General features: G+C 64.0%; 12 protein-coding genes and 1 pseudogene. 4 read left to right on the top strand and 9 right to left on the bottom strand.

From position 1 onward, the window contains the following. Window positions 1–193: pseudogene (locus tag EOA79_RS33240) on the top strand (LysR family transcriptional regulator); the annotation flags it as partial. Here EOA79_RS33240 and EOA79_RS24450 read toward each other — a convergent pair. From EOA79_RS24450 to EOA79_RS24460, 3 genes are read right to left on the bottom strand one after another with little or no spacing between them, the layout of a single operon-like run. Then, complete coding sequence (locus EOA79_RS24450) at window positions 185–724, bottom strand: GNAT family N-acetyltransferase (RefSeq protein WP_127335352.1); 540 nt, start codon at window positions 722–724, stop codon at window positions 185–187. The pseudogene EOA79_RS33240 and the gene EOA79_RS24450 sit on opposite strands and share 9 nt — an antisense overlap. Before the next feature lie 36 nt (window positions 725–760). After that, window positions 761–1,069 carry a hypothetical protein gene (locus EOA79_RS24455; RefSeq protein WP_095824890.1) on the bottom strand — a complete coding sequence of 103 codons (309 nt, stop codon included), beginning with the start codon at window positions 1,067–1,069 and terminating at the stop codon, window positions 761–763. A gap of 4 nt (window positions 1,070–1,073) precedes the next feature. Next, a complete protein-coding gene (locus EOA79_RS24460; protein ID WP_095802667.1) occupies window positions 1,074–1,640 on the bottom strand; it encodes an XRE family transcriptional regulator in 567 nt (188 codons plus the stop codon). A 152-nt stretch (window positions 1,641–1,792) separates the two neighbouring features. On the opposite strand from EOA79_RS24460, the gene EOA79_RS24465 reads away from it, so the two are divergent. Beyond that, window positions 1,793–3,622, top strand: coding sequence for an ATP-binding protein (locus tag EOA79_RS24465; protein ID WP_095824891.1), 1,830 nt, complete (start codon window positions 1,793–1,795; stop codon window positions 3,620–3,622). Between the two features lie 208 nt (window positions 3,623–3,830). Here EOA79_RS24465 and EOA79_RS24470 read toward each other — a convergent pair whose 3' ends face one another. After that, on the bottom strand, window positions 3,831–4,622 hold the full coding sequence (locus tag EOA79_RS24470; protein WP_066990920.1) for a GGDEF domain-containing protein: 792 nt from the start codon (window positions 4,620–4,622) through the stop codon (window positions 3,831–3,833). A 122-nt stretch (window positions 4,623–4,744) separates the two neighbouring features. Continuing rightward, a complete protein-coding gene (miaA, locus tag EOA79_RS24475) occupies window positions 4,745–5,689 on the bottom strand; it encodes a tRNA (adenosine(37)-N6)-dimethylallyltransferase MiaA (RefSeq protein ID WP_095825023.1) in 945 nt (314 codons plus the stop codon). On the opposite strand from miaA, the gene serB reads away from it, so the two are divergent. Then, complete coding sequence (gene serB / locus EOA79_RS24480; protein ID WP_095802669.1) at window positions 5,679–6,566, top strand: phosphoserine phosphatase SerB; 888 nt, start codon at window positions 5,679–5,681, stop codon at window positions 6,564–6,566. The two genes, miaA and serB, sit on opposite strands and share 11 nt — an antisense overlap. After that, the gene (locus tag EOA79_RS24485; RefSeq protein WP_095802670.1) at window positions 6,563–7,135 is read left to right on the top strand and encodes a GNAT family N-acetyltransferase; all 573 of its coding nucleotides are present in this window, start codon (window positions 6,563–6,565) and stop codon (window positions 7,133–7,135) included. Before serB ends, EOA79_RS24485 begins: the two co-directional genes overlap by 4 nt. Before the next feature lie 41 nt (window positions 7,136–7,176). Here EOA79_RS24485 and EOA79_RS24490 read toward each other — a convergent pair whose 3' ends face one another. From EOA79_RS24490 to hflK, 4 genes are all read right to left on the bottom strand, one after another. After that, the gene (locus EOA79_RS24490) at window positions 7,177–8,688 is read right to left on the bottom strand and encodes a DegQ family serine endoprotease (protein WP_067323217.1); all 1,512 of its coding nucleotides are present in this window, start codon (window positions 8,686–8,688) and stop codon (window positions 7,177–7,179) included. Window positions 8,689–8,831: 143 nt separating this feature from the next. Further along, window positions 8,832–9,017, bottom strand: coding sequence for a DUF2065 family protein (locus tag EOA79_RS24495; protein WP_128293375.1), 186 nt, complete (start codon window positions 9,015–9,017; stop codon window positions 8,832–8,834). A gap of 6 nt (window positions 9,018–9,023) precedes the next feature. Then, complete coding sequence (locus EOA79_RS24500; protein WP_067323214.1) at window positions 9,024–9,986, bottom strand: protease modulator HflC; 963 nt, start codon at window positions 9,984–9,986, stop codon at window positions 9,024–9,026. Beyond that, complete coding sequence (hflK, locus tag EOA79_RS24505; protein ID WP_128293376.1) at window positions 9,986–11,083, bottom strand: FtsH protease activity modulator HflK; 1,098 nt, start codon at window positions 11,081–11,083, stop codon at window positions 9,986–9,988. Before hflK ends, EOA79_RS24500 begins: the two co-directional genes overlap by 1 nt. Window positions 11,084–11,085: the final 2 nt, after the last annotated feature.

Below are 11,085 nucleotides of genomic sequence, written 5' to 3' on the forward strand. Positions count from 1 at the left end.
CGGAGCGCTGCTGGGCTCGCGGCCGCTCATCGAGGCCGCGCTAAAGGACAATCTCCTTGTCAGGCTTTCCGATTTCGAGCTCTCGAGCCCATCGGGTCACTTCCTAACATGGCCATCGTCATCGCGGCTGTCCGGCGCCGAACAGGATTTTCGCCGCTGGCTTTTGTCGCGTCTCGCCAGCATTTCAGCATAGCGCCCGGGCTGGCTCCCCTATCCGCTTCCAATAGATGAGCGTGCCGGTGAGCCCACCATGGGGTTTTAGCGCATAGTCCGGAATCTCGCCGGTCAGCGAGAAGTCGAGTTTTTCGTAAAGGCCGCCGGCCCCCTCTTCGCTTGCTGTGTCCAACACCAGCAGGGTGCGCCCTTTCTTGACCGCCAGTTCCTCGGCGGCCCGCATCAGGCCGGTGGCAATACCTTTGCCGCGATAGTCGAGGCGGGTCATCAGCTTGGCAATCTCGGCGCGGTGCGGTTGGTTGGGCGGGCAGTCGAGAAGCAGTGTGACGGTGCCGGCAAGCGTCTTGCCATCCCATGCGCCCAGCACTGCCCGTTCCCCGCGCGCCGCGGCAGCGAGCGATTTGCGCCAGAACTCGTGGGCTGCATCGGGGGACAAGGGATGCATGAAGCTCACCGATCCGCCGGCGGCGACTGTCTCGATCAGCAGGTCGGCGAGCATCCCGCTGGTTTTTGCGTCGTCGTTCAGCGCCCTGATTTCAGGCGGGTTCATGTCGGTGGTCTCCAGTGATGAGGTATCGGGCCGCGGTCATGCGAAATGACTGCTACGTCTTCGGCGGCGCGCCCTTCGGATTTCCGCGATACGCTCGGCTTCGTCCTCGCTGAGGTGCCGCCCGCGCTCCAGGATCTCGAGCGTGTATTCCTCATAGGTGAGCCCAAGCCGCTCGGCCTTTTCCAGCCGCATCAGCATGACGGCGTGGCTCGGCGCCTTCCAGGCTTTGTCGTGGGCGGTGCGCCAGGCAAGAAAGATGTAGGGGTCCCCCTTGCCCCAGGGCGGACCTTCGTAGTCGTCGAGAGGCGGCCCGCCATTGTGGGACCGTTCAGGCCGGCGTGCCATGCGATCAGCCCCGGACCAGCGCCACCAGATACTCGGCGGCTTCCGGTCCCGGAGCGTGGAAGGTGCAGTCCGACGGGGCTCCGAGCGCCAGGCAGTCGCCCGGCTCCAGCCTGTGCACGACATTGCCTTCGGTGAAGTCCAGGCGGCCGCCGATCAGCCAGATCTGCTGCTTGATGAAGGCATAGGACGCTGCCGGGAATTCGACCTTGGCGCCTGCCGGCAGGCTGACCCGGATCAGTTCGAGCGGCATTTGCGTTGCCGGCGACAGATGCCGTCGCACATAGCCGGTCGCCGGATCCTGCCAGACCGGCTGCTCGTCCTTGCGGGACACACTGCCGCCCTGCATTTCGGCGCGGGCAATCAGCGTGGAGAGCGTCATGCCGAAAGCCGACGCGATGCGCACGAGGAGCGCCGCGGTCGGACTTGTCATGCCGCGCTCCATGGCGCTCAGCATCGCCTTGGAAACGTCGGAACGCTCGGCCAACTCGGCCAGCGACCATCCCCGCAAATCACGCTCGGAGCGTATCCGCCTGCCGATCGTGGACGTGATGTCGTTCGATATATCAGTCATTCATCCAATATATCGAAATTCCGGGATGAAGGAAGAGGCTGGTCGATCGCATTTTCGCGAGTGGTTTAACGGGCCCTACACCATCCGACCTCACGCGGCTTTAACCCCGATTGGGATAGCTTTGACCCCGAGGGGAATGGGACAGGTAACCGATGTTTGTTGAACGCGAAGCCTCCATTGGGGAGCCGACCTCGCAGGAGCGCCGCGACGCCCAGCAGAGCGACAAGCGCATCCTGGGCAACGTCGTGCAATGCGACGGTGCGCGCGCTACCATCAGCGCCTATGCCGAAGATGCCGAAGGCACGGTGACCGGCCTGTGGACCGTCGGCAAGATGATTTCCATCAACCTTGGCGCGACGCGAACCGTTGGCCTTGTCTATGCGATCGGCAAGTCTGACCGCGCCTGGAGCAATGAGGGCCAGAACGCAATCGAGGTCAGCATCGAACTGATCGGCGAGGTGCGCGACGGAGCCGAGCCCAGCGCCAAACCGGTCTTCGACCGCGGAATCACCACCTATCCGCATATCGGCGCGGTTGCCCACCGTATCCGCAGCCGCGACCTGCAGGCCGTCTACGATCTCGCCGGCCGCCATTCGATCACCATCGGCACGCTGTCCCAGGACGAGGCGATCGACGCCAACATCGCTGTCGACGACACGCTGGCGCGCCATTTCGCCATTGTCGGCACGACCGGCGTCGGCAAATCCACGGCTGTCTCGCTGCTGTTGCGCAAATCGATCGAGGCGCGGCCCGATCTGCGCGTGCTGATCCTCGACCCGCACAACGAGTTTGCCGCCTCGCTTCCGGAATACTGCGTGAAGGTTGATTCCAAGACGCTCGACCTGCCGTTCTGGATGTTCAGACTGGAAGAATTCGCCGAAGTTCTGTTTCGCGGTCGCGAGACCGTTCCGGAGGAAGTCGACGTCCTGCGCGACCTCATCCCGGCCGCCAAGAACCTCTATCGCAACCCGAGCTCCGGCTCGTATATCAGGCGCGGCAGCGATGCGCTGACGGCGGACACGCCGGTGCCTTACCGCATCGCCGATCTGCTCAAGCAGATCGACGAGCGCATGGGTCTGCTCGAAAGCAAGAACGATCGGCCGACACTGAAGTCGTTGAGGACGCGCATCGAATCGGCCGCTTCCGACCCGCGCTACCGTTTCATGTTTAATTCGCGGCTGATCGAGGACACCATCCACGAGACGATCGGCAACATCTTCCGCGTACCGAACCATGGACGTCCGGTGACCTGCTTCGAGATGGCGGGCATGCCGTCCGAAGTCGTCAATTCGGTCTGCTCGGTGCTGGCGCGCCTCGCCTTCGACCTTGCGCTCTGGAGCGAGGGCCGGCTGCGGCTGCTCCTGCTTTGCGAGGAAGCGCACCGCTACATGCCTGCCGATCCGCGTCTCGGCTTCGCGCCGACCAGGCACGCTTTGTCGCGCATCGCCAAGGAAGGCCGCAAATATGGCTGCTATCTCGGCGTTGTGACCCAGCGTCCAGGCGAGCTCGATCCGACCATCCTGTCGCAATGCTCGACTTTCTTCGCCATGCGGCTCGCCAACGAGCAGGACCAGGCGATCATCCGCTCGGCGATCGCCGATTCCTCGGCCTCGACGCTCGCGTTCCTGTCCTCCATGGGCCAGCGCGAAGCCATTGCCTTCGGCGAAGGCGTGGCGACGACCATGCGGCTCAAATTCGAGAAACTGTCCCAGGAATTCATTCCCGGCACAGCGAAGCGGGAGCAGGCCTTGCCCGCGGATTCCGGCGACGATGTCGATCTCGCCGGAATTGTCGAGCGTCTGCGCAACGTGCCGAAACCGCAGCAGTCGATAGCGTTCGCCGAAGCCGTCGATACCGGGCGCCAGGCTGGCGACCCCGACTACCGCAAGCCATCGGCGCCGCGCGTGCAACCGGACGACGATTTCGACATGCGTTACGGCCTGAGGCCCTCGACCTTCGGCATGCGCCAGCAGAACGACTAATCGTTCTGCATCTTCGCGCCGACTGAGTCCCGGGCTGAGTCGACTGAAGTCGCTTTCGAGAACCGGAGCGGACATATAGTCCGTGAGCACGCGCATGACCCCGAAAATCGAGAACGCTTTTCGGAAAGGATCATAGGAGACGCGCGGCGCGGTAGAAGCGCAGAACACGGCTCCAGGCGGCCAGCGTCAAGAATTTGATCATGGAATTTCAGGCGCAGACGCGGTTGCGGCCCTGCTTCTTCGCCTCGTAGAGCTGCCGGTCGGCGCGGCGATAGAAGTCCTCGGCACTCTCCTTGCGGTCCCAGACGGCGAGGCCGACGCTGGTGGTGACCTTCAGCCGCACATTGCCCGACATGATCGACAGGTTGGCGATCGCCTTGCGGATGCGCTCGGCGAACCGCGCGAGCAGTTCCGCATCCATGTTGGGCGTGACCACGGCGAACTCCTCGCCGCCCAGCCTCGCCACCACATCGTGATAGCGGGTCATGCCCCGTACGCACTGCGCGACGGACCGCAGAACCTCGTCGCCGACATCGTGGCCATGCGTGTCGTTGACCTGCTTGAAATGATCGAGATCGAGGATCATCAGGCCCACCGGCTTGTCGATGCGGCCGAATTCGTCGAGATATTCCCGCAACGCGTCATCGAAGTAGCGGCGGTTCTGCATTCCGGTCAGGCCGTCGGTGAGTGCTGCGTGCTCAAGCGTTTGCGAACGGGCGCTCAGCGACACCGTCATGGCGCGCAACTTGCCCTCTTCCCTCACCTGGCCGCGGATCAGCGGGTAGATGAAGAAGGTTCCAAAGAACAAGGCAGCAGCCAGCAGCGCACCGGTCACGAACAGCAATTTGTTGAGATAGGCGATTCTGTCGAGACGCGATGCGGTGTCGAGAGCGGTCGCGATATCCTGCAATTGGCCATAGGCGTGAAAGGTCACCAGGCCGGCGGCCAGGATCACGAAGATAAAGACGAAAAACGCCGATTCCGCCTTGTGAAAACGCATAACGCCCCGCGGTACTGCGACCGTCGCCGTTATGGCATGCCAGGCCTTACGGACGGTTAACCCGGACAACCGTGACGGGAAGCTGCGCTCTCAATTCCAAGCCCTGATCAAATCGCATTCTATCAGTCCTCGATTGACCATTTCTCGCCCGGGCGTAACCTTTGCCACTCCGGCCCCAGTTGGTGTTTGAACCAGGTCGTCTGCCGCTTGGCATATTGGCGCGTCGCGATCTTGGCTCGCTCAATCGCTTGGGGAAAGCCCATGTGTCCGGCCATCGCGGCCTGCAGCTCGCGCACGCCGATCGCCTTCATCGCCGGCAGGTTCGGATCGAGGTCGAGTGCCATCAACTGCCTGACCTCGTCGAGCGCGCCCTTGTCGAGCATTTGATCGAAACGCGCCCCGATACGCGCCACCAGTTCGCCGCGATCCGGCTCGATCACCAGGAAGCGTGCGCTGTCGCGGTCGATGAGCGGCTGGCCGCGTGCCGCTTGCCATTCAAGGATCGACCGTCCCGACGCGTCGAGCACCTCCAGCGCCCGCACAATGCGCTGGCCATCGGTCGGCCGGAGCTGCATGGCGACAGCCGAATCCTGATGCATCAGTACACGGTGCAGCCGTTCTGCCCCTTGTTCCTTGAGTTCGTAGCGCCAGCGCTCACGCACCGAAGGCGGAATGTCGGGCATGTCCGAGATGCCTTCGGCTAAAGCTCGGAAATAGAGCCCGGTGCCGCCGACGAAGACAGCCGGCCGGCCGGAGAAAATACCTTCCGCGATCAGCCCGGTGACGTCGCGCAGCCAGGCGCCGGTCGAGTAGGCTGTCGAAGGATGCACGTGACCGTACAGATAATGCGGCACGCGCGCCGTTTCGGCCGCGCTCGGACGCGCCGTCAGCACGTCAAGAACCGAATAGCCCTGCATGGAATCGGTGTTGACGATGACGCCGCCCTTGCGCTCGGCGATGTCCAGCGCCAGCGCCGACTTGCCGCTGGCGGTCGGCCCCGCTATCAGGATGGCGTTTTTCACGCGGCCTTCGCCCGTCTGCCTGCCGGAATTTTCGATGCCTCTGATCGCCACGCTTGTGTCCAATCCCAAAGACCGCCGAGTGTCGGTCCCGCTTGCGAATATCGCCTCGCGAGCGGCAGGCGCAAGCGCCGTTCATTGGCTGGCCGAGGATGTCGCCTGCGATCTGGTTTTGCCGGAGACTCCCGACATCGGCGAATTGACGGCCAATCTGCGCGCGGCATTGGCCTCCGAGCCGGTCGACATCATCGTCCAGCCGGCTGAAGGCAGGAGGAAGAGGATCCTGCTTGCCGATATGGATTCGACCATGATCAATCAGGAATGCATCGACGAGCTTGCTGACGAGATCGGCGTCAAAGACCGTGTCGCTGCGATCACCGCGCGATCGATGAATGGCGAGATCGCATTCGAGCCGGCCTTGCGCGAACGCGTCGCCTTGCTGAAGGGCCTCGACACGGCGGTGGTCGACCGCATCCTCGCCAACCGGCTGACGCTGGCCGCCGGCGGCCGCGCGCTGGTGCAGACCATGCGTGCCAACGGCGCCTGGACGGCGCTGGTCTCAGGCGGCTTCGACGTCTTCACCAACCGCATCGCCGCAATGCTGGGCTTCCAGGAAAACCGCGCCAACCGGCTGATCGAGGACGGCGGCAGATTCACCGGCACGGTGGCCGCGCCTATTCTCGGCCGCGCCGCCAAGGCCGAGGCGCTGCTCGACATCGCGGCAAGGCTGGGCGTGACGACGCAGGATGCCGTTGCCGTGGGCGACGGCGCCAATGACCTCGACATGATCCGCCTGGCCGGCACTGGCGTCGCTCTTCACGCCAAGCCGGCGGTGGCTGAGCAGGCAAGGATCCGCATCGACCACGGCGATCTGACGGCGCTGCTCTACCTCCAGGGCTATCGCCAGGACGAGTTCGTGCAATGAAGCCGATCCGCACCGAGCGCCTCATCTTGCGCAATTGGGAAGAGCGCGACCGCGCGCTCTTCCATCGTATCAACTCGGACGAGCGCGTGATGGAATTTTTTCCGTTCCGCCGCGACCGGGCCGCGGCGGACGCAAAGATGGACGAGCTCCGCGCCTGGATCGATGAGGATGGCTACGGTTTCGCCGCCGCCGAGATTGCCGCCACCGGCGAGTGCATCGGCTTCGTCGGCCTCCTCCAAACCGATCATGTGCCTTCCCTGCCGGCCGGCACGATCGAGATCGGCTGGCGGCTGGCACCGGAATACTGGCGCAAGGGCTATGTCACCGAGGCATCCGAAGCCTGGCTCTCCTTCGGTTTCGAAACGCTGGAGCTGGACGAAATCGTCTCCTTTGCCGTCGTGGAAAACCATCGTTCGATCGCCGTCATGAAGCGGCTCGGCATGCGCGCCGACCCGGGCGCCGATTTCGACCATCCCGCCGTGCCGGACAGCCACCCTCATCTTAAGCGGCATGCGCTGTACCGGCTGTCGCGCGACGACTGGCAGGCGCGAAAAAGGGCGGCCCGCTAGCCGCCCATTCTTGCAAATCAACCCGTTCGGGCTCTCCGGAATCAGTCCATCCGGATCGTCACGAAGCGCAACTCGCCGGATTTCGAGGCGAGCATCAGCAGCGCGTTCTTGCGGCCCTGCTCTTTCAGCGCCCCGATCCGGTCCATGACATCCTTTGGCGTGCCGACCGATTCCTGCGCGATCTCGGTGATCACCTCGCCGGGCTGGATGCCGCGTTCGGCGGCGGCCGAATCCTTGGCGACGTCGGTGATGACCACGCCCGACACATCGGCCGCGATGCCGAACTTCTGTCTGGTCTGCTCGTTGAGCTCGCCAACGGTCATGCCGAGCACCGAAGCCGTCGACACAGGAGCCGCCTTGTCGCCCTTGTCCTCGCCGGTACTGCCGTTCTCGCCGCTGGCCAGCTTCTCGCCGTCCTCGAGCCGGCCGAGCGTCACCTTCACTGTCTGCTCGACGCCCTTGCGCACGATGACGACGTCGACGGCCTTGCCGACCGGGCTTTCGGCGACGACGCGCGGCAGATCGCGCATTTCGTGGATGTCCTTGCCGTCGAATTTGATGATGACGTCGCCGGCTTGAACCGTGCCGTTGTCGACCGGTCCGCCCTTGATGACGCCGGCCACCAGCGCGCCCTTGGCCGTCGCCATGCCGAGGCTTTCGGCGATGTCGTCCGTTACCGGCTGGATGCGCACGCCAAGCCAGCCGCGCCGCGTTTCGCCGAACTGGCGAAGCTGATCTACGACGCCCGCGGCGAGTTGCGAGGGAATGGAAAAGCCGATGCCGATCGAGCCGCCGGACGGCGAGATGATCGCCGTGTTGATGCCGATGACCTCGCCACTGCTGTTGAACAGCGGACCGCCGGAATTGCCGCGATTGATGGCGGCGTCGGTCTGGATGAAGTCGTCATAGGGGCCGGAATTGATGTCGCGGTTGCGCGCCGAGACGATGCCGACCGTGACCGTGCCGCCAAGACCGAACGGATTGCCGATCGCCATCACCCAGTCGCCGACGCGCATCTTGGTGGAATCGCCGAACTTCACCGCCGTTAATTTGTGGCCCTTCGGATCGACCTTCAGCAACGCGACGTCGGTCTTTGTATCAGTGCCGACAAGCGTCGCCTTCAGCGTCACGCCGTCGGAGAAATTGACCTCGATGTCGTCGGCATCGGCGATGACGTGATTGTTGGTCACCACGATGCCCTGCTCGGCATCGATGACGAAGCCGGAGCCAAGCGACTGCACCTTCTGCCCGCCGCCCTTGTCGCCGCCGCGGTTCTTGAAGAAGTCATCGAAAAAGTCCTGGAAGGGCGAGCCTTCCGGAAGCTGTGGCATCGGCACCGCACCGGGGCCTTCCGTGCCTTTGACGGTTTGCGAGGTCGAGATGTTGACCACCGCGCCGAGCAGGCGTTCGGCGAGGTCGGCGACGGAAGGCGGCGCGTCGGAGGCGATCGTGGGCGTGACGAAGGACGGGACGGCAACTATGCCGACGACGAATGCGGTGGCGCCGGCGAAAAACCTGCGCCGCGCCGCGCGCAACAGGGTGTCGGATATCATCGTGGCCTCCCGGCGTTTTGAAAAAGAAAGGCGCTTCCGCAAAGGCGCCCGTCAATTCATGTTGGCAAGAAATAAGGCACGTTTGCGGCTATAGCTATCGGCGGAAGATAAATCGTCAATCGCCTCGGCACCAAGGAATTTCATCAGCCGCGAACCAGCCAGACGATGGCGACGCCGAGGGCGATTGCAGCCAATCCGGCGATCCGCAGCACATTCTCCGGCAACGACAGCACCTCCGCCGCCAGTTTCCGGGCCAGAGCGGAAACCCCGCCATAGACCAGGCCCTCGATGACGAGGACCAGGCCGATGGCCGCGAGGAAATCCTGCACCGTCCGCTACTGGGCGCTGCCGGGTTGCGTGGCCGGGGCTGCCGGCGTCGCGGGCGCGGGCTGCGATGCCGCCGGCTGTCCGGGCTCGGGCTTGCTTTCCGGATCGCGGAAGAAACGGAAGAACTCGGAGTCGGGCGACAGCACCATGGTGGTTCCGGTGCTGTCCAAGGCCGTGCCGTAAGCATTCATCGAGCGATAAAAATCGAAGAAGCTCGGGTCCCGCTTATAGGCTTCAGCAAAGGTGGCGCTGCGCTGCGCCTCGCCCTCGCCGCGCAGGATCTCCGATTCCTTCTGCGCCTCGGCGATGATCTCGACGACCTCGCGGTCGGCCCTGGCTTTGATACGCTGCGCCGCCTCGTTGCCGCGGGCTCTCAGCCGCTCGGCTTCCGCCAAGCGTTCGGCTTTCATGCGATCGTAGGTCTGCTGCGATACTTCGGCGGTCAGATCCGTCCGGCGGATGCGCACATCTTCGATGTCGAGGCCGAGCGACGTCGCGTCCGGACGCAGTTGGTCACGCACCTCGCGCATCATGACGCCGCGTTCTTCGGAAAGTGCCGCCTCGAAATCGCGCAGACCATAGACACGGCGCAGCGCCGCATCGAGCCGCGTCTTCAGCCGGGCTTCGGCGAGTTCCACCTGCCCCGATACCGCCGCGCGGAACGTGCGCGGATCCGAAATGCGGTAGGCGATGAAGGCGTCGACCTCGTAGAACTTGCCGCCGGAGACCTGAACGCGGATATTGTCGAGGTCGAAGCGCATCACTTTTTTCTCGATCGTCTGAACGCTGTCGGCATCGAAGAAGGCGAATGGCGCCTTGAAATAGATGCCCGGCTCGGTCTTGACGTCGATGATCTCGCCGAACCTCAGCACGATTGCCTGCTCGCCCGCCTTGACGACGAACACCGACGAATAGAGCAGAAACAGAAGGACGGCCGCGATGACCGCGATGATGGGAAGACGGTTGGCCATCACTGGTTACCTCCCAGCGCAGGCGCGGGCGGCGCCTTGGGCTGCAGTGCCGGTAGCGGCAGATAAGGAAGCACGCCCTGCCCGTTGCCCTGCTCGACGACGACCTTGTTCGAGTCCTTCAGGATCCTCTCCATTGTTTCCAGGTAAAGGCGCTTGCGCGTCACGTCGGGCGCCTTGGCGTATTCGTTGTAAACGGAGATGAAGCGCTGCGCCTCACCTTCGGCTTCCTGCACGACCCGGTTCTTGTAGGCGGCGGCATCTTCGCGGATCTGGGCCGCCTCGCCGCGCGCCTGGCCGAGCTTCTGGTTGGAATATTGATTGGCCTGCTCGACGAACTTGTCCTCGTCCTGCTCGGCGCGCTGCACCTCGTCGAAAGCATCGGCGACCTCGCGCGGCGGGGCGGCGTCCTCGATGGAGATTGCGTTGACTTGCAGACCCGTCTTGTAACCGTCGAGCGTGTTTTGGACGATCTCACGCACCGATGTGGCAATACCCTGGCGATCGTCGCGGAAAATATCCTGCGCGGGGCGCCGGCCGACGACCTCGCGCATGGCGCTTTCGGCCACCTGCGTCAGCATGCCGTCGGGATCTGAGACGTCGAAAAGATAGGCCCTTGGATCGGAAACCTGGTAGGCGACCGAGAACTGCACATTGACGATGTTCTGGTCGCCGGAGAGCATCAGCCCGGAGCCGCTGCTCGCCCCGCCGCCGATGCTGACGAGCTGCTCGGAAATCTTTGCCGTTTCGACCGTTTCGATCGGCCACCAGTGGAAATGCAGGCCTGGCTGCGAGAGCTCGGCCTTCGGCTTGCCGAAGCGCAATTCGACCGCGACCTCGTCAGGTTGCACGGTATAGATGGCCTTGAAAGCCCAAAGCACGACAAGCGCGAGCGCGATCAGCCCGAGGACGGCCGGGCTGGCGCCGCCGCCTCCCGGTAGAGCGCGCCGCAGCCTGTCCTGGCCACGGCGAATAATGTCCTCGAGATCGGGAGGCGAACCGGGCGGGCCGCTTGGTCCTTTCGGTCCCTGCCCCCAGGTCCCCTGATTGCCGCCGCCGCCCCATGTGCCGCCGCCACCGCTCTTGTCGTTCCAGGGCATGA

The organism is Mesorhizobium sp. M1A.F.Ca.IN.020.03.2.1 (genome assembly GCF_004023205.1).
Taxonomy (GTDB): Bacteria; Pseudomonadota; Alphaproteobacteria; order Rhizobiales; family Rhizobiaceae; genus Mesorhizobium.